The 17,277-nt window shown below is 63.4% G+C and carries 18 protein-coding genes; 8 read left to right on the plus strand and 10 right to left on the minus strand.

Annotated features, from left to right (window positions below):
- Position 1: 1 nt before the first annotated feature.
- A complete protein-coding gene (locus AC2YJX_RS02430) occupies positions 2 to 424 on the minus strand; it encodes a hypothetical protein (protein ID WP_055396033.1) in 423 nt (140 codons plus the stop codon).
- 17 nt (positions 425 to 441) lie between these two features.
- Positions 442 to 1,392, minus strand: a complete 951-nt coding sequence (locus tag AC2YJX_RS02435; protein WP_487255190.1) for an asparaginase — start codon at positions 1,390 to 1,392, stop codon at positions 442 to 444.
- 89 nt (positions 1,393 to 1,481) lie between these two features.
- Here AC2YJX_RS02435 and lexA point away from each other — a divergent pair, with 89 nt between their 5' ends.
- From lexA to AC2YJX_RS02450, 3 genes are all read left to right on the plus strand, one after another.
- Positions 1,482 to 2,156 (plus strand): transcriptional repressor LexA, encoded by a 675-nt coding sequence (gene lexA, locus AC2YJX_RS02440; protein WP_121506230.1) that lies wholly within the window; start codon positions 1,482 to 1,484, stop codon positions 2,154 to 2,156.
- 173 nt (positions 2,157 to 2,329) lie between these two features.
- The gene (locus AC2YJX_RS02445) at positions 2,330 to 2,818 is read left to right on the plus strand and encodes a hypothetical protein (RefSeq protein ID WP_218300400.1); all 489 of its coding nucleotides are present in this window, start codon (positions 2,330 to 2,332) and stop codon (positions 2,816 to 2,818) included.
- 181 nt (positions 2,819 to 2,999) lie between these two features.
- Positions 3,000 to 4,007, plus strand: coding sequence for a D-2-hydroxyacid dehydrogenase family protein (locus AC2YJX_RS02450; RefSeq protein ID WP_055396027.1), 1,008 nt, complete (start codon positions 3,000 to 3,002; stop codon positions 4,005 to 4,007).
- Positions 4,008 to 4,294: 287 nt separating this feature from the next.
- Here the strand turns inward: AC2YJX_RS02450 and AC2YJX_RS02455 are convergent, their stop codons facing one another.
- The 4 genes from AC2YJX_RS02455 to AC2YJX_RS02470 all read right to left on the minus strand — a co-directional run bounded on the left by AC2YJX_RS02455 (position 4,295) and on the right by AC2YJX_RS02470 (position 8,109).
- A complete protein-coding gene (locus tag AC2YJX_RS02455; protein WP_121420293.1) occupies positions 4,295 to 5,422 on the minus strand; it encodes a branched-chain amino acid ABC transporter substrate-binding protein in 1,128 nt (375 codons plus the stop codon).
- Between the two features lie 131 nt (positions 5,423 to 5,553).
- The gene (locus AC2YJX_RS02460; RefSeq protein WP_055396105.1) at positions 5,554 to 5,754 is read right to left on the minus strand and encodes a hypothetical protein; all 201 of its coding nucleotides are present in this window, start codon (positions 5,752 to 5,754) and stop codon (positions 5,554 to 5,556) included.
- A 416-nt stretch (positions 5,755 to 6,170) separates the two neighbouring features.
- Positions 6,171 to 6,605, minus strand: a complete 435-nt coding sequence (locus tag AC2YJX_RS02465; protein ID WP_487255191.1) for a DNA polymerase III subunit chi — start codon at positions 6,603 to 6,605, stop codon at positions 6,171 to 6,173.
- Positions 6,606 to 6,612: 7 nt separating this feature from the next.
- Complete coding sequence (locus AC2YJX_RS02470) at positions 6,613 to 8,109, minus strand: leucyl aminopeptidase (RefSeq protein ID WP_436129179.1); 1,497 nt, start codon at positions 8,107 to 8,109, stop codon at positions 6,613 to 6,615.
- 73 nt (positions 8,110 to 8,182) lie between these two features.
- Between AC2YJX_RS02470 and lptF the strand changes: the two genes are divergently transcribed.
- The 5 genes from lptF (at position 8,183) to AC2YJX_RS02495 (ending at position 13,037) form a co-directional block, all read left to right on the plus strand.
- A complete protein-coding gene (gene lptF, locus AC2YJX_RS02475) occupies positions 8,183 to 9,286 on the plus strand; it encodes an LPS export ABC transporter permease LptF (protein WP_176886103.1) in 1,104 nt (367 codons plus the stop codon).
- Positions 9,283 to 10,389, plus strand: a complete 1,107-nt coding sequence (gene lptG / locus AC2YJX_RS02480) for an LPS export ABC transporter permease LptG (RefSeq protein ID WP_487255192.1) — start codon at positions 9,283 to 9,285, stop codon at positions 10,387 to 10,389. The genes lptF and lptG overlap by 4 nt, the downstream gene beginning before the upstream one ends.
- A 33-nt stretch (positions 10,390 to 10,422) precedes the next feature.
- Entirely contained in the window at positions 10,423 to 10,803 is a 381-nt protein-coding gene (locus AC2YJX_RS02485) for a sirohydrochlorin chelatase (protein WP_055396016.1), read from the plus strand.
- 64 nt (positions 10,804 to 10,867) lie between these two features.
- Positions 10,868 to 11,809 carry a CysB family HTH-type transcriptional regulator gene (locus tag AC2YJX_RS02490; RefSeq protein WP_010458783.1) on the plus strand — a complete coding sequence of 314 codons (942 nt, stop codon included), beginning with the start codon at positions 10,868 to 10,870 and terminating at the stop codon, positions 11,807 to 11,809.
- 55 nt (positions 11,810 to 11,864) lie between these two features.
- The gene (locus AC2YJX_RS02495; protein WP_431149404.1) at positions 11,865 to 13,037 is read left to right on the plus strand and encodes a pyridoxal phosphate-dependent aminotransferase; all 1,173 of its coding nucleotides are present in this window, start codon (positions 11,865 to 11,867) and stop codon (positions 13,035 to 13,037) included.
- Positions 13,038 to 13,058: 21 nt separating this feature from the next.
- Here AC2YJX_RS02495 and AC2YJX_RS02500 read toward each other — a convergent pair whose 3' ends face one another.
- The 4 genes from AC2YJX_RS02500 to AC2YJX_RS02515 all read right to left on the minus strand — a co-directional run bounded on the left by AC2YJX_RS02500 (position 13,059) and on the right by AC2YJX_RS02515 (position 17,219).
- Positions 13,059 to 13,961, minus strand: a complete 903-nt coding sequence (locus tag AC2YJX_RS02500) for a DMT family transporter (RefSeq protein ID WP_487255193.1) — start codon at positions 13,959 to 13,961, stop codon at positions 13,059 to 13,061.
- Between the two features lie 483 nt (positions 13,962 to 14,444).
- The gene (locus AC2YJX_RS02505) at positions 14,445 to 15,980 is read right to left on the minus strand and encodes a RimK family ATP-grasp domain-containing protein (protein ID WP_487255194.1); all 1,536 of its coding nucleotides are present in this window, start codon (positions 15,978 to 15,980) and stop codon (positions 14,445 to 14,447) included.
- Position 15,981: 1 nt separating this feature from the next.
- Positions 15,982 to 17,100, minus strand: a complete 1,119-nt coding sequence (locus AC2YJX_RS02510) for a peptidase C39 family protein (RefSeq protein ID WP_487255195.1) — start codon at positions 17,098 to 17,100, stop codon at positions 15,982 to 15,984.
- Entirely contained in the window at positions 17,097 to 17,219 is a 123-nt protein-coding gene (locus AC2YJX_RS02515; RefSeq protein ID WP_487255196.1) for a hypothetical protein, read from the minus strand. Before AC2YJX_RS02515 ends, AC2YJX_RS02510 begins: the two co-directional genes overlap by 4 nt.
- Between the last annotated feature and the right edge of the window lie 58 nt (positions 17,220 to 17,277).

The raw sequence follows: 17,277 nt of genomic DNA on the forward strand, positions 1-17,277 counted from the left end.
ATCAGAGGTAAGCAATCCAGCGGCCACACACCACCACAGCCAGCCAGATCACGGTGGAACCCAGCATCTGTACCCGCGCCAGAGCATCCAGGCGAGCCAGGGAACCCCGCCCATGGAACCACGCGGCGTTGCAACCTGCAAGCATTAACAGCAGCATCTTCAAGGTGAATGCGCGGCTGGCGAGCAGTTCGGCAGGCTGTGTGGCAAACATCAAGAGGCCCGACGCCGCCGCCAAGCCAAAACCACACAATGCCAGCGACAGGCTGAGCCGCGCCAAATCCTTGACGGGCAGCGCCGCCCCACGGCCAAACACCCGCAACTCCAGCAAGACCAAGTTGCCCAGCAGCAAGGCAATGCCTACGATGTGCACCACCTCCAGCGCGGGGTAGGCCCACGCATGGGACTTAAGAGCTGCAAAAAACATCGGAGCGGCCTTGTTGCTCAGTGCAGCAGTTCGAGCATCAGCGAGATCCTGGCCTTCAAGGGGGATAGCCCTTTGGAGTCCGGTAATGCGTCCCCCGGCTTGGGCAGCACCTGCCCCTCGGAGCAACGTGTGGTCCGCACCACGCGCACACCCGCCTCCTGGGCACGCAGCAATGCGGCCTCCAGAGCATGGTGGATGGTGCCATTGCCGGTGCAGGCCACCACCAGCCCCTGGACCCCATCTCGCACCAGTGCGTCCACCATGGTTCCCGATGCGCCAGCGTGGCTGATGACCACTTCCACGCGGGGCCAGGCTGCGGCATTCACTACATTTTGAATAGCATTCAATGCTGGAACACCAGGCGCCAGGGGCCAATCCTGCACAAGGCGGACAGCCCCCTCCTCCACCCAACCCAAAGGCCCGGCCTCGCCCGAGTTGAACGCATTCACCCGGTAGGGGTGCACCTTCTGAACCTGCCGTGCCCCATGAATTTCGCCAGCGGCGACCGCCAGCACACCCCGTGCGCCGGGCGTGACCGCCACAGCAACAGCATCCAGAAGATTCTGAGGCCCATCGGGCGTGAGCGCCGTGGCCGGGCGCATGGCACAGGTCAGCACCACGGGTTTCGCGCGGGTGTCCAGCACTTCATGCAGAAACCAGGCCGTCTCTTCCAGCGTGTCGGTTCCGTGGGTAATGACTACACCACGCACCTCGGGATCTTCCAGGTGGTGCGCACAGCGCAGCGCCATCGCCTGCCACACATGGCCATCCATGTCCTTGCTGTCGATCTGGGCCACCTGCTCCGCCACCAGCACGCCCCGCGCGGCCTGCTGCAATCCGGGAACAGCTGCAAGCAGCTGCCCGACCCCTACCTGCGCAGCGGTGTAGCCGATGTTGTCGCCAGCCTGCGCGGACGTGCCTGCAATGGTCCCTCCGGTACCCAAAACCACAATTTTTTGCCCACTCACTTGCGTACTCCGAAAAACTGGTGAAAAATACAGTTACTGGATTAAAAAACAGTTATCCATCACTGTAGCCGCCTCCACCGGAAACCACCATGCTCGACAACCCGAAACTCACTGCCCGCCAGCAACAGATTCTGGATCTCATCCAGACGGCCATTGCACGCACCGGGGCGCCCCCCACCCGTGCAGAGATCGCTGCCGAACTGGGGTTCAAGTCGGCCAACGCGGCAGAAGAACATCTCCAGGCGCTGGCGCGCAAAGGCGTGATCGAGCTGGTCAGTGGCACATCCCGTGGCATCCGGTTGCGCGGTGACACCGTGCGCTCCATCAATGCAGCGCGCGGCAACCAGTTCAGCCTACCGATTCCCGGACTCTCACAACTGTTGCTACCCCTGGTGGGACGTGTGGCGGCAGGGTCGCCCATTCTCGCGCAGGAACACGTTGACCAAACCTACAGTGTGGAAAACAGCCTGTTCCATCACAAGCCCGATTACCTGCTCAAAGTGCGCGGTATGTCGATGCGCGATGCCGGAATCATGGATGGCGATCTGCTGGCTGTGCAGTCCACCCGCGAAGCCCGCAACGGCCAGATCATCGTGGCCCGCCTGGGAGACGATGTGACGGTCAAGCGCCTGCGCCGTACTGCGACCGCCATCGAACTGCTGCCCGAGAACCCGGATTACCCGGTCATCGTGGTGCAGCCCGGCGAACCCTTTGAGATTGAAGGGCTCGCCGTCGGCCTCATCCGCAACACCATGCTGATGTAGCCACACCGCTCCATCGCATTCACTCATGAATTAGTTCGTTAGCTGCCGCACTGCAGGTGGCGGGCGTTTGGCGCACTGGTAAAACCGGTACGCCAGCCCTGCGGTGCCGGTTTATTTTGCAATCCTGCCTATGTCCAACCCCCGACCTTCGGAGTTTTCACATGGGAATTGCCTTGACCACCTTTTCTGCGCTCTCCGGGACTCTGCGTACCCTGACCCACTGGCTCCACACCTTCAAGGAGCCGTCTGCAGCAGACCTGCCTGCGCCCCGCCCCCATCCCGATGACACGGACCCGGGCCGCAGGAGCGGATCAGCAGGCACTGACAAGCCCCGCCGTCCATCCAACATCCCCAGCCAACGTCCACCGCGAGGCAACTGGCCCTTTACGGTCAGCCCGCAGACACCACCCACCTGTGCCACCACACGGTTTGTGGCCACCAATACCGATGCCCGGGCGTTCATACCGTCGCCAGCCGCTACCCGCGTTGCCTGTGGATCATCCAGATTGGCAGACGGCTCAGGCGGCAGGGCTGCCAAGGTCCTGCGCAGGGTCCCCACATCGGGCGGCTCAGGCCGACTGGTGATCGCTGGCCGCATGGCCGATGTGTGCGCCGAGCTAGACCGCCTGGCTGCATCCGAGGCGGCGCTGCAAGCCTGTTGAGCCCAAGGCATGCACCACCCAGCGATCCATTGACTGCTTTGCATATGGAGGGTGCTGCCTGATCGCTGTGGACTGCGCTTGTCGAGGTCGCCAACACTCCGTCACCAAAAGCCCCATCCTTTCCTGTGCCAGGGGGCGGTCCGGTATGAAACGACCGGCGTGGCCAAGGCACAATGTCGGGATGAACATTGTGATTCTCGACGACTACCAGGACGCAGTCCGCAAGCTCCACTGCGCATCCCGGCTCGACGCGTACACCGCCAAGGTCTACACCAATACCGTCAAGGGGCTGGGCCAGCTGTCCGTCCGCCTCAAAGACGCTGACATCATCGTGCTTGTGCGGGAGCGCACCCAGATCACCCGTCAACTGGTGGAGAAACTTCCCCGTCTCAAGCTCATCGCGCAAACCGGCAAGATCGGCAATCACATTGATGTAGCTGCCTGTACGGAACGTGGGATTGCAGTGGCAGAAGGCATAGGCTCACCCGTGGCCCCCGCAGAGCTGACGTGGGCACTTGTCATGGCCGCAATGCGCCGACTGCCGCAGTACATCTCCAACCTCAAGCATGGCGCCTGGCAACAATCAGGGCTGAAGACGGCGTCCATGCCTCCCAATTTTGGCCTTGGCAGCGTGCTGCGGGGCAAAACGCTGGGTATCTGGGGTTATGGCCGCATTGGCCAATTGGTGGCGGGCTACGGGCGTGCTTTTGGAATGAACGTCCGCATTTGGGGGCGTGAGGCATCACGCGCCCAGGCCTTGACGGATGGATACCAGGCTGCCACCACGCGCGAGGAGTTTTTCTCGCAATGCGATGTGATCTCGCTCCACCTTCGGCTCAACGACGAAACGCGCGGCATCGTCTCACTCGAAGATCTGTCTTGCATGAAGCCCACCTCCCTGCTGGTCAACACTTCGCGTGCCGAGCTGATTGAGACCGATGCCCTGATTGCCGCCCTGAACCGGGGCCGCCCCGGTATGGCCGCTGTCGATGTATTCGAGAGCGAACCCATCCTTCAGGGCCATGCCCTGCTGCGGCTGGAGAACTGCATTTGCACGCCCCACATTGGCTATGTAGAGCAAGACAGCTATGAGCTTTATTTTGGTGCAGCGTTCGACAATGTGGTGAATTTCATCAAAGGCACTCCCACCAACATCGTGAATCCAGGCGCACTGCAGGTGCGGCGTTAATTTGGCGCAAAAATCGGGCACATCCATCCTCGCTATTGCGGGAAGCAACAAGACTGGAAGCTCCTGACCTCAGTACGATTGCACCTTCTGCTGCGCCTAGCGCCGGTTTTGGTCATCGCCCGAGTCTTCAACAAACTCCAGCTCCTGGGCATTGAGCAGCCAAGCAGAACAACCTGCCCACCCCACCTAGCTGCATTTGAACAACAAAAAAAGGGCTTCCCAAAGGAAGCCCTTTTGTTTGGCGCTCTCCAAAGCCAAAAAGACCTTGAAGAGCCAGACCACTCCGATTACAGAGGGGTCTTCTTGCCGTCCTTGTAGACGTACAGAGTGATGGCGGGGTTCTTCATTTCGCCATTGGGTTCAAAAGCGATGGTGGAGGTCACACCCTTGAAGTTGGACTTGGCCAGTTCGTTCACATACACCTTGGGGTCCACGGAGTTGGCGCGCTTCATAGCGTCCACCAGCAGGAACGTGGCGTCGTAGGTGTAGGGGCTGTAGACTTGGAACTGGTTGGGGTACTTGGCATCGTACTTGGCCTTCCAGGCCGTGCCACCGGGCATCTTGGCCAGCGAAGAACCGCCTTCAGCACAGATCACGTTGCCCAGGGTCTTGGCACCCGCTGCGAGCTTGGCGATTTCAGACGTGCAGACGCCGTCACCACCGAAGTACTTGACGTTGCCCATGCCCAGTTGTTCCATCTGGCGCAGCATGGGGCCGGCTTGAGGGTCCATACCGCCGTAGAACACGGCATCAGGGTTCTTGGACTTGATGGCCGTCAGGATGGCCATGAAGTCGGTAGCCTTGTCGGTCGTGAACTGCTCGTCCACCACTTTCATGCCCTTGGCAGTGGCAGTCTTCTTGAACACGTCTGCCACACCTTGGCCGTAAGCGGTACGGTCGTCGATGATGGCAACGGTCTTCAGCTTGAGCGTATCCACAGCGTAGAACGCCAGGCCAGCGCCCAGGGCGTTGTCATTGGCGATGATACGGAAGGTGGTCTTGTAGCCAGGCTTGGTCAGGTTGGGGTTGGTCGCAGCGCCCGTCACCATCGGGATGCCGCAGTCGTTGTAGACCTTGGAAGCAGGAATGGTGGTACCGGAGTTGAGGTGGCCGACAACGCCTGCAACTTTGGAGTCGCACAGCTTTTGTGCAGCGGCCGTGCCCTGCTTTGGATCGGCAGCGTCATCTTCAGCTTGAAGTTCGAACTTGATCTTCTTGCCGCCGATGGTGATGCCTTGAGCGTTCAGCTCTTCAATGGCCATGCGGGCGCCATTTTCGTTGTCCTTGCCGTAGTGGGCTTGGGCGCCGGAAACCGGAGCCACATGGCCGATCTTGACCACCTGCTCTTGTGCAGAGGCCACACCAGCAACAGCCGCGATAGCAGCAACCACGGTCAGTTTCAACTTCAATTGCATATCAAATCTCCAGTAAAGATAAACGCTGAGAATCTTCTTGTGTCTCAACGCAGGCGAACATATCGCAATTTACGGGCCAGATCATTAGGGAACACGATTAAACGCGAGAGAAACCACAGGGGAATACCCTGTCATCCCTTTGGCACCGAGGCCGCGCCACTGGCCAGCTCGTCTGCCACCGCCTCGTACACGGCATGCCGGACCACGGATTCAATCTCTTCACGCAGTCGCGGCAGCACCGATCGTGTCTGCTCCTGCACCACGGTGGCGATGGCTTCGCGCAAACGTTGATCCAGCACAACGTCCACACGCTGCATGACCCTGTGCACCATGTACTCCTCCATGCCTTCCGGCAGTGGCCGGGTGAACTGCGGTCTGGGCGTCTTTGAAAACCCGAGGGTCGACGCGAGAGATGCAGGCGAAGACGAAGACGCGGGAGCCACTGCCGCCGCAACGGGAGCATGGTGAACCAACGGAGCGGGCGCACTCTGCACGGGCGCTGGTGCAGCCGGGCGTGGCGCCATCACAGCAGGCGGGCGGGCACTGGGCAGAGGGGGGCTCAGCGGTCGTGTCGCAGGCTGCGCTGCTGTCGGGCTGGGTCTTGCCGCGGGCAACGCGGACGGAGACATGACCGTGGTGCGCAATGGTGCAGAGGACGCCGGCGGCAGAGGCGCGGAGTCCGGCACCTGCACCACTTCGGTGAGGGTGGGAACAAAGCGTGGGGGCGTTTTGGGAGGAGGCAGCGCCATCAGCCAGCTTTCAGCACCAAGTCGTGGCGAGTGATGGCATAGCCGCGCGATGCATAGTGGCGCCAGCGCGCCCGGGCCTCGCCACGATCCAACTCATCCTGCGCACTCACCACTTCCACCAACCGATCAAACCGGCCAAATCCCTCCGGCACCTCCGCGTGCAGGTTCAGTAGCACTCCATGGTGCGGGGCAGACCGGGCATCGGCAGTCAGCAACACGGGAGACGCATGGACCAGGTCTTCATCAGCATCGCCAAGGCAATGGGCCACAAAGTCCTGCGGAGCAAGGGCCCAGAGCATGCGGTCCAGCGCCGCCAAGGTGTCGGGCGGCGCCGCAATCACCAAGCGGGCCCCGCTGCGCTGCACCTTGCGCGCAAAGCGGCATGCGTAGGCCAGTTTGTCCGGCGCATTGAAATGAAACGCAACCTCGGTCATGGCACGCTCAGGCCGTCTTGGTGCGCACGGAGCGTTTTGCCGCCGCAGGCTTGGAAACCGGCTTGGCACGGGCCTGGCCCATCAGATAGTGCACCAGAAGTCCCACCGGCCGCCCTGTGGCACCTTTTGCGGCGCCACCCTTCCAGGCCGTGCCAGCAATATCCAGGTGCGCCCATGGCACGTCGCCCACGTACTTTTGCAGGAACTTCGCGGCGGTGATGGAGCCCCCCGCACGGCCGGCTACATTGCCCATGTCGGCGAAATTGCTCTTGAGACCATCGGCATAGTCGTCGTCCAGCGGCATGCGCCAGCAAGGGTCCTGGGCAGACTCGCCGGCCTGCTGCAATGCGGATGCCAGGGGATCGTTGTTGGCGAACAGACCACTGCGCACACCACCGAGCGCAATCACGCAGGCGCCGGTCAGGGTGGCAATGTCCACCACGGCGGCAGGCTTGAAGCGGGCGGCGTAGGTGAGCGCATCGCACAGCACCAGACGGCCTTCGGCGTCGGTGTTCAGGATTTCGATGGTCTGACCGCTCATGCTCGTGACCACGTCACCCGGCTTGACGGCACGGCCATCGGGCATGTTCTCGCAGGCGGGTATCAGCCCCACCACATTGATCGAGGGCTGCAACTCTCCCAGAGCGCGAAAGGTGCCCAGCACGCTGGCAGCGCCGCACATGTCGAACTTCATCTCGTCCATCTCCGGGGCAGGCTTGATGGAGATGCCCCCGGTATCGAACGTAATGCCCTTGCCCACCAGCACGACGGGAGCCTGGTCCTTGGCCGCGCCGTTGTAGCGCAATTCGATGAATCTCAGGGGTTCCTCGGAACCCCTTGCCACAGCAAGGAAGGCGCCCATGCCCAACCGGGCCACTTCGGCCGGGCCGTGGACCTTGCACTGGATGCGGGGCAGCTTGCTCAGGGTCTTGGCGGCGTCGGCGAGCAGGGTGGGGGTGGCATGGTTGGCGGGGCGGTTGCCCCATTCCCGCGCAAACTCCACCCCAGCCACCAGCGCCACACCGGCGTCGAAGTCCTCGCGCACATCCGGGGCGGTGGGTACACCCACCACGCAGCGGCTCAGACTGCGCGCCTCCACCTTGGTCTTGGTGGTGGTGTAGACATAGCTCACTTCGGCCACGGCCTGCACAGCGGCGCTGACAGAAGCGGCTTGCACGGCCCCGGCAAAACACAACACCACCCGTTTGGTCTGCGGCGCCTTGACGGCACTCCCCACCGCCTGCAGCGCCTGGCGGGTGGCACGGGCAGATCCGTCACCCTGCCCCACCAACACTACGCGACGGGCGGCAACGGCAGGCACCTGGTACAGCTGCAGGTGCTTGCCCGCCTTCGTGGCCAGATCCCCGTTCTTGAGCGCCAGGGCCGCCAGGGCGGACAGCGCATCCTTGCCGGGCTTGAAGCCCTCAGGGAGCAGCACAACCAGCAGGTCGCATTTCTCTGAAGCTGCCGCAGCAAGGTCAAGGGTCTTGAGATCAAAGTTCATAATCGGTGTTTTCCTTTTGAGCGTGCTATGCACTTTGATATGCACGCAAAAGTGCATAGCGCGCTCCTAGCCAATGTTATTCGATTCATCCATCCGCAAGGAGCTGGCGCGCAGCTTTGGCGCGACGCTCGTGGTGCTGGTGACCGTGGTCATGACCATGATGCTCATCCGCACCCTGGGACAGGCATCCAAGGGCAGCGTGAGCCCTTCCGATGTGATGCTGGTCATGGGCTTCACGGTGCTGGGGCAGTTGCCCACCATCTTGAGCCTAAGCCTCTTCATCGCTGTGGTCGGCACACTTTCGCGCATGTACCGTGACAGCGAAATGGTCATCTGGTTTGCCAGTGGCCGTGGCCTCATCAGCCTGCTGCGGCCCTTGCTGCGTTTTGCGTGGCCGGTCATGGTTGTCATTGCTGTGCTGTCGCTGCTGGTGTGGCCCTGGGCCAACTCCCAGATTCAGGAACTCAAGACGCGCTACGAACAACGCAGCGACATCGACCGCATCGCGCCCGGCGAATTCCAGGAATCCTCCAACGGCAGCCGGGTGTTCTTCATCGACAAGGACAGCCCCGACACGCAGGCTGGCAACAACATCTTCATCGCCGCCACCGACGGCGCCCGCGAATCCGTGACCTCTGCGCGCAGCGCGCGGCTGGAGACACGGGGCGGCGAGCGCATGGCGGTGCTGAGCGAAGGCCAGCGCCTGGAGACCTCGCGCGACAAGCCCGGCGTCAAGATCAGCGAGTTCGCCGAATACGGCACCCGCATTGGCTCAGCACCTGCAGGCTCGGCGGAAGAACTCTCCGTCAAGACCCGCGCCACGCACGAGCTGCTGATGCAACCCTTGCCCGCTTACCGCGCCGAGCTGGGCTGGCGCCTGGGGCTGGCGCTGGCCGCCATCAACTTCGTCGTGCTGGGCCTGGCCGTGGCCAGCGTCAACCCGCGCGCTGCGCGCAGCACCAGCCTGGTGTTCGCGCTTTTTGCATTCATCGTGTACTACAACCTCATGACGCTGGGGCAAAGCTGGGTGGGTGCGGGCCGGTTGGGCCTGCTGAGCTTCATGGTGCTGCTGCATGGCGGCATGTTGACCATGTCGCTGCTGATCCTGGCTGCGCGCCACAACCACTGGACCGTGCGGCGGCTCTGGCAGCCCCGTCCGACCAGGAGCCCCGCATGAAAACCATTCGCCGCCTGATCCACCGCGAAGCCCTGTTCGCCGTGGCCTTTGTCACCGCCGGATTTCTGGCGCTGTTTTTCTTTTTTGACCTGGTGGACGAACTGCGCTGGGTGGGCCGCACCGGCGCCGAAGGCTACCAGCTCTCGCACGCATTCCTGTTCGTGGTGCTGAGCATTCCCAGCCACCTGTACGAATTGCTGCCCATTACCGTGCTCATCGGAACCATCTTCGTGATGGCGCGGCTCGCCCAAAGCTCCGAGTTCACCATCATGCGCACCAGCGGCATGGGCCCGTGGCGCGCCTTGCGCACCTTGGTGGCGCTGGGGGGCTTCTTTGTACTGTTGACCTTTGCGGTAGGCGACTACATTGCGCCGCTGACCGACCGCGCCGCCCAGCTCGTCAAGGTGCGATACCTGGGGCGCCTGACCACGGGCGCCACCGGCGCCTGGCTCAAGGAGCGCCAGGACGATCACTCCTATGCCGTGAACGTGCGCGCCCTCACGCCCAATGGCGGCATGCTGGACGTGCGCATCTTTGAATTCGATGCCAAGGGCCGGCTGGCATCGCAGACGCGCGCTGCGACAGGCCAGTTTGGGTCAGAAGGGGCATGGAACCTGGAGAATGTAAAGCGCAGCCGGTTTGAACAACGCGGCAGCGACGAGGCGCGTGTGGAGCACCTGGACGCCCCCACCCTGCAATGGCCCACCCGCATCAGCGCCGACATGGTGGCCGCCTCGCTGCTCAAACCCGACCGCATGGCCACCATCGACCTCTTCCAGTACATCCGCCACCTCGACGCCAACGGCCAGTCTGCCCAGCGGTACGAAATCGAGTTCTGGCGCAAGGTGTTCTACCCGCTCAGTTGCCTGGTGATGGTGGTGCTGGCCCTGCCTTTTGCCTACCTGCATTTCCGCTCGGGCGGCATTGCGGGCTATGTGTTTGGCGGCGTCATGGCGGGCATCAGCTTCTTCTTGCTGAACAACGTGTTCGGCTATGCAGGCAACCTGCAGAACTGGTCGCCCTGGCTCACCGCTGCCGCGCCGGGGCTCATCTATTCCGTGCTGTCGCTAGCCGCCTTCGGCTGGCTGGTGCTTCGCCGGTAAAATTTTTTTAAGCCTTTTGGGCCTCTACCGCTTATGCAGCAAGCGCAAGCCGCTATCATTTTATTCGCACACGGATCGCGGGACCCACTCTGGCGCGTGCCGCTGGAAGCCGTTGCGGCGCATATCGCCGCGCAGCAGCCTGGCAGGCCGGTCCTTTGCGCTTACCTGGAACTGTGCACACCATCGCTGCCAGATGCCGCCCAGCAACTCGCCGCGCAGGGCGCCACGCAGGTCACCGTGGTGCCCATGTTCCTGGGCACCGGCAAGCATGCGCGTGAAGACCTGCCCGTGCTGGTGCAGGACCTGCGTGCCGCCCACCCCGGCGTTCATTTCCACGTGCAGACCGCCATCGGCGAAGACCCGCGCATGACCGCATTGATGGCAGAAATCGCGTGCGAGGCGCCCCAAAGCTGAGGTTCTTCCAATATCTCTTAGATGCTTGCAGCATAATGATGCAACCCTTTAGGCGATATCAGATATGAACCTGCACCAATTCCGCTTCGTTCAAGAGGCAGCACGCCGCAACCTCAACCTGACTGAAGCCGCCAAGGCCCTGCACACCTCCCAGCCCGGCGTCTCCAAGGCCATCATCGAGCTGGAAGAAGAACTGGGCGTGGACATCTTTGCCCGCCACGGCAAACGCCTCAAGCGCATCACCGAGCCCGGCCAGCACGTGCTCAAAAGCATCGAAGTCATCATGCGCGAGGTGGGTAACTTGAAGCGCATTGGCGAGCAGTTCAGCGCACAAGACAGCGGCACCTTGAGCATCGCCACCACCCATACCCAGGCCCGCTACGTGCTGCCCGTGCCCGTGGCGCGGCTGCGTGAGGCCTACCCCAAAGTCAACATCAGCCTGCACCAGGCCACGCCGCACGAGGTGGCACGCATGGTGATCGATGAAGTGGCAGAAATCGGCATGGCCACCGAATCGCTGGCTGACTACCCTGAACTCGTGACCCTGCCCTGCTACGAATGGCAGCACGTGCTGGTGGTGCCCAACGACCACCCGCTGGCGCAGAAGGAACGCATCGGCCTCGACGACCTCGCACATGAGGCGCTGATTACCTACCACCCCTCGTTCACGGGCCGGGGCAAGATCGACCAGGCCTTTGCCGCCCGCAAGCTGCAGCCGCGCATCGTGCTCGAAGCCATCGACTCCGACGTGATCAAGACCTATGTGCGCCTGGGCCTGGGCATCGGCATCGTGGCTGAGATGGCCATGCGCGACGACCCGGTGGGCGACTTGGCCGTGCGCCCTGTGGGCCACCTTTTCGGGCAGAGCGTGGCACGCGTTGCCTTCAAGCGCAGCGCCTACCTGCGCAACTTTGTCTACAAGTTTGCCGAACTGCTGAGCGACCGCCTGAGCCGCGACCTCATCGCCCGCGCCATGACCGGGCACGTCAACGACTATGAGCTGTGACTTCGCCGTAGTTCGCCTGTCTTCAAAACACCTTTGATTTTTACGTTGTTGCGCCATGACCCAAGCTAACGCTGCCGCCCGCACCCCAGCCTTCCCCAGCAAGCTGCCCCACGTCGGCACCACCATCTTCACGGTGATGTCGGCCCTGGCCACCGAACACAAGGCCGTCAACCTGGGCCAGGGCTTTCCAGACTTTGAATGCGCCCCTGAGCTGGTGAACGCCGTCACCGCCGCCATGCAGGCCGGGCACAACCAGTACCCGCCCATGCCCGGCATCCCCGCGCTGCGCGAGGCCGTGGCCCGCAAGATCGAGGCGCTGCACGGCCGCGCCTACAACCCCAATACTGAAATCACCGTCACGGCGGGCGCCACGCAGGCCATCATCACCGCCATACTCGCCATCGTGCACCCGGGTGATGAGGTGATCGTGCTCGACCCCTGCTACGACAGCTATGTGCCCAACATCGAGCTGGCCGGTGGCAAAGCCGTGCGCGTGCCGCTCACGCCCGGCACCTTCCGCCCCGACTTCGCCAAGATCAGCGCCGCCATCACGCCGCGCACCCGCGCCATCCTCATCAATAGCCCGCACAACCCCAGCGCCACCATCTGGACGGCCGAGGAAATGCGCCAGCTCGAAGACCTGCTCGCGCCCACCGACATCCTGCTGATCAGCGACGAGGTGTACGAGCATATGGTGTTCGACGGCGCCGACCACCAGAGCGCCGCGCGCTTTGCAGGCCTGGCCGCCCGCGCCTTCATCGTGTCGAGCTTTGGCAAAACCTTCCACGTCACGGGCTGGAAGGTCGGCACCGTGGCCGCCCCCGCAGCGCTGACGGCCGAGTTCCGCAAGGTGCACCAGTTCAACGTGTTCACTGTGAACACGCCCATGCAGCATGGCCTGGCCGCGTACCTGCAGGACCCGGCTCCCTACCTGCAGCTGCCCGCGTTCTACCAGGCCAAGCGCGACCTGTTCCGCGAAGGTTTGGCGGGCTCGCGCTTCAAGCTACTGCCCAGTACCGGGAGCTACTTCCAGTGCGTGGACATCTCGGCGATCAGCGACTTGAACGAGGCCGATTTCTGCCAGTGGCTCACCCGCGAGGTGGGCGTGGCTGCGATTCCGCTGTCGGCGTTCTATGGCGACGGGTTTGACCAGCGCGTGGTGCGGTTCTGCTTTGCCAAGAAGGACGAAACGCTGCGCGCCGCGCTGGAGCGGCTTCGCAAGCTGTGATCTGCAGGGCCTATTGAGGCCCTACCTCGTCTGCCGCGCCAGCCACACCCCCGCCACTGCCAACGCCATCCCCACCAGCGCCCAGCCGCTGAGCGTCTCGCCAAACATGGCCCAGGCAATCAGCGCCGTGGTGGGCGGGGTCAGGTAGAACAGGCTGGCCACGTTCACTGCCCCGCCCCGGCGGATGAGCAGGTTCAGCAGGCTCACGGCCCCCAGCGAGAGCACCAGCACGAGCCAGCCCAGCGCAAACACAAACTCTCCGGTCCACGATATGGCCATGGATTCGGTGGCGTAGGCGACGGCGGCCATGGCCACGGCACAGGGCAGGTACTGAATCACCGAGCCCGTGCGCAAGTCGAACGAGGGGCAGAACCGCTTTTGGTACAGCGTGCCGGCCGTGATGCCCAGCAGCGCGACCACAGCGGGCAGCAGCATGCCCAACAGCGCTCCGGCAGGCACGGTGGCCACCTTGCCGGCCACCACCAGCGCCACGCCGGCAAAGCCCAGGGCCAGGCCCGCCCACTGGGGCGGCCGCACCTTCTCGCCCAGCAAAGCCCCGGCCACCAGGGCGGTCAGCAGTGGCTGCAACCCCACCACCAGCGCCGTGATGCCTGACGGCAGCCCGTGCCCGATGGCCATGAACACCCCGCCCAGGTACACGCCATGCACCAGCAGGCCCGACACCGCGATGTGCCCCCAGGCCCTGCCCGCCGGGGGCCAGGGCGCACGCACCAGCGCCACCACGGCCAGCATGAGCACGGTGACGATGGCAAAGCGCAGCCCCAGGAAGGTCAGCGGCTCGATGTACGGCAAGCCCAGCTTGGCACCGATAAAGCCCGTGCTCCAGAGCGCGACAAACAGCAAGGGGACAAGTGAACCCAGCGGATTCGAGATGGGGGACGGGTGGGGCGTTGCCTGGGTCATGGGGTGTGAAGATGAAGCGTCTGCCTGCGGCGGTCACGCCAGACTGGGGGGATGCCAAGGCAGCGGGAGTACGGCAGAGGGCCAGCCAATCATCGCACCGTCTGCCCGGCCACTGGGGCCCCACCCGCGTGCCCTGGTCGTAGACCCATTCGCCAGCCACGCACACAAAACTGCCATGGTAGCCGTGATGAGCCGGCCCGAAGCCCACGCCAGGCCAGCACCTGCACAGGCTGCACGGCAAAAAAAGTCACAGGCATGGAGCCTCTTGGGGAGCGCGGCGCAGGTACAAGCCAAAAATACAAGAAAAATGCTGCCTTCCACGCATCCACAATGCGTTATTAGCTATTTATTTGATAGCAAAATCATAAGCTTCTTTCCCACAGCAGAAAGAGCGGGTGTGAGCAGCCCCACCATCTTCCCACACCCTCCCTCTGCAAGCTTGCAACCGCCCACTGGCGGCATACACGCGGAAAGAACAAGGGCCTACACCGCAGCCACTGCCAGGCTCAAGGTAGCCTGGCGTTCCATGCGGGGGCCCGCCTTGTGGGCACTGAACCGCTGCTCTACCTGCTTGAGGAAGTGCATGAGCAGCACGCGGTACAACCCATCGCCCAGGGCTGCGTCCTCCACCCCCACATCCAGGTTCGGGTTGTCGTTGATCTCGATCACGTACACCCCGGACGCCGTGGCTTTGAGGTCCACGCCATAAAAACCATGGCCGACCAGTCGGGCAGAGCTGACTGCCGCCGCCAGCACCTGCGGGGGCACCTGGTCGAGCGGCACGGCCTGGACCCGGCCTTCGGTGTACTTGCCATTGGCGGTGTGCTGCAAGATCTGCCAGTGCCCGTCGCACATGAAGTATTTCGCCGCGAACAGGGCCTGCCCGGCCAGCACGCCAATGCGCCAGTCGAAGTCGGTGTACATGAACTCCTGCACGAGGATGATTTCCGACTCCTTGAGCATGTTTTTGGCGATGGCCTGCAGTTGCTCAAAGCTCTCTGCCTTCTTCACACTGCGGCTGAACGCTCCGTCTGGCACCTTCACCACCACGGGGTAAGTCAGCCGGTGCTGCATGTCCGCCAGCGTGCGGCGACTGACCATGTGCGTGAGCGGGGTGGCAATGGCGTGTTCACGCAGCAGCTCCGCCAGAAAGGCTTTGTTGGTGCAACGCAGGATGGACGCAGGGTCGTCGATGACCGGCATGCCTTCCGACATGGCTTTTTTCGCAAACTGGAAGGTGTGGTGCGTCACGGTCGTAGTCTCCCGGATGAACAGCGCGTCGAACTGGGTCAGGCGCGACAGGTCCCTCTTCTCGATCAGTTCCACGGCAATGCCCATCTCCTGCCCCACGTCCACCAGCTTGCGCAGAGTCTTGAGGTTGGACGGCGGCAGGCTGTCGTGGGGGTCGTGCAGCACCGCCAGATCCATGCGCGGCTGGGGCATCGCGATCAGGGGACGCCAGCTGCGCCGCGTGTACTGGCGCAGCGCCTGCACAAAGACCTCGTCGCGCGCGGCATCCACATCGCGCAGGTCCAGCGCCTGTATGCCGCCGATCTGCCAGTGGGCGGACTGCTCCTGCCGTTCCAGCGTGACCTCCATCAGCGGGCAACGGAAAAGTTCGAAGCTTTTGCGGGCCAACGCGGCGAGTGCAGGGTCGTCCATGATCCCGAAGAAGACATGCAGCGTGAGCGTGTTCACCGAGCGCGGTATTTCCTTCAGCGGGCCAATCAGCCGGTTCAGTTGCGCCAGCGCCGATGGCTCGATGCGTTTGCGCTGCAGGCTGAGGATGGTGTCCACGCTGGGCGTTACACGGTCTCCGCGCGCTTCGGCCAGCAACGAGCAGTAGTAGCCCATGCTGAGGTAGCCATAGTTCCTGCACAGGTTGGTGACCTTGCGCAGGCGTCCACGGTCGTCCGGCTGCTCCGCAACGAATTGCTCTGCCGTGATGACCTTGAGGTCCGGCTCACTCCACCGGAAGTCGGCCACCTTCTCCACCACGATGACATGTTCTGAGGACAATTTATTTCTTTCCAGAAAGGATGACCGCTGCGGTGCGCCCACGGCGCCCATACCTCGCGATCTTCTTGAATTCACCCCAACTGATGGACACACCGCCATCGGGATCACCGGAACGCGCCATGGGGTCCAGCAGGCGAAACACTGCACCATCAAAGCCTGTGATGACCACCCAGTGCGGCGTCTTCTCCCGGTGCAGGCGCCACAGACTGATGAGCACAATGGGCAAGCGCCCCGCCCGCAGTTGCTCGATCACGCTGTCGGGCGACACGGGCCGCGCGTGGATCGGCACCTGGCGCGCCTCCAGCGCTGCCCTGAAGTCGTTCTCCACCAACTGGATCACGTCCTTCTTGCGGGGATCGCGCACGCTGTCCATGAAAAGCGAGGCACCGGCAGCCGCATACACCGACACCTCAAAGCCGTGGGCCAGCGCGGCATGCGCGAGCCCGAACGGCCCGCATCCGCCGTGGCCTGCAGCCATGAACACCGTGGTGGCCTCGCGCCACAGGCGGATCTCGGCCGCCTGGTTCACCGGCATGGCCGGGTCCATGGCGGACATCGCCATCAGCAAGGCACAGGGGCCGCATGTGAAGTCCAGCGTCTGCGCATAGTGGCGCACCTGGTGCGCCGCACCCACCAGCGCCAGCGCCCCGTCAAACAGGTCCTTCTGAAAGCACAGAGCCTCTTCGCCATCTTCGTAATAGGCGGGCTTGCGCCCGGTGCGTACAAAGCCGTGGCGCTCGAACAAACGGTGCGCGGCCACGTTACCGTCCCGGCTCTCCAGCCGCAGCACCGCGCAGCCCACATCACGCGCATCGTGGATCGCCGCCTCCAGCAGCCTGGCGGCCACGCCAGCGCGCCGCTTGGACGGCACCACCGCGATGGAATAAAGACGTGCCACGGACGATCCCTCGCGGCGCAATACCACGCAGGCGCCATCCAGCGCATGGCCAGAGCGGCACACCAGAACACGGGCCGAGCGACTGAGCAGCAGACGCCCCCAGCTTCTGCGCGAGATCCTGTCGCTGGAGAACGCGGCGTTCTCCAGATGAACCAGCGCAGGCAGATCTGCCGGCCCGGCCAGCGCGACGCCCCTGGCATCCGTCGATAGTGGTCGCTTCATGGGCAGTCCCCATGGGGCCGCCGCGCCTTGCGATCAGACAGCTTCAATGCCACCCAACCCACCCCGATCGGAACCACGAGCACCAGCACGGCCAGCAGCAATGCGATCCAATCAGCCATGGCGCAGCAGCTCCAGGCCCAAGCCACGCAGGGCGCAGCGCACAGAGCCAGCCTCAAT

The organism is Acidovorax sp. SRI_002 (genome assembly GCF_057586455.1).

Coding starts and splice junctions, on each gene's coding strand:
- AC2YJX_RS02455 (WP_121420293.1), bottom strand. CDS start 5,422: ATGCAATTGAAGTTGAAACTGACCGTGGTTGCTGCTATCGCGGCTGTT.
- AC2YJX_RS02500 (WP_487255193.1), bottom strand. CDS start 13,961: ATGACCCAGGCAACGCCCCACCCGTCCCCCATCTCGAATCCGCTGGGT.
- AC2YJX_RS02460 (WP_055396105.1), bottom strand. CDS start 5,754: ATGGTGCACAGGGTCATGCAGCGTGTGGACGTTGTGCTGGATCAACGT.
- AC2YJX_RS02430 (WP_055396033.1), bottom strand. CDS start 424: ATGTTTTTTGCAGCTCTTAAGTCCCATGCGTGGGCCTACCCCGCGCTG.
- lexA (WP_121506230.1), top strand. CDS start 1,482: ATGCTCGACAACCCGAAACTCACTGCCCGCCAGCAACAGATTCTGGAT.
- AC2YJX_RS02470 (WP_436129179.1), bottom strand. CDS start 8,109: ATGAACTTTGATCTCAAGACCCTTGACCTTGCTGCGGCAGCTTCAGAG.
- lptG (WP_487255192.1), top strand. CDS start 9,283: ATGAAAACCATTCGCCGCCTGATCCACCGCGAAGCCCTGTTCGCCGTG.
- AC2YJX_RS02485 (WP_055396016.1), top strand. CDS start 10,423: ATGCAGCAAGCGCAAGCCGCTATCATTTTATTCGCACACGGATCGCGG.
- AC2YJX_RS02490 (WP_010458783.1), top strand. CDS start 10,868: ATGAACCTGCACCAATTCCGCTTCGTTCAAGAGGCAGCACGCCGCAAC.
- AC2YJX_RS02510 (WP_487255195.1), bottom strand. CDS start 17,100: ATGAAGCGACCACTATCGACGGATGCCAGGGGCGTCGCGCTGGCCGGG.
- AC2YJX_RS02515 (WP_487255196.1), bottom strand. CDS start 17,219: ATGGCTGATTGGATCGCATTGCTGCTGGCCGTGCTGGTGCTCGTGGTT.
- AC2YJX_RS02450 (WP_055396027.1), top strand. CDS start 3,000: ATGAACATTGTGATTCTCGACGACTACCAGGACGCAGTCCGCAAGCTC.
- AC2YJX_RS02495 (WP_431149404.1), top strand. CDS start 11,865: ATGACCCAAGCTAACGCTGCCGCCCGCACCCCAGCCTTCCCCAGCAAG.
- lptF (WP_176886103.1), top strand. CDS start 8,183: ATGTTATTCGATTCATCCATCCGCAAGGAGCTGGCGCGCAGCTTTGGC.
- AC2YJX_RS02465 (WP_487255191.1), bottom strand. CDS start 6,605: ATGACCGAGGTTGCGTTTCATTTCAATGCGCCGGACAAACTGGCCTAC.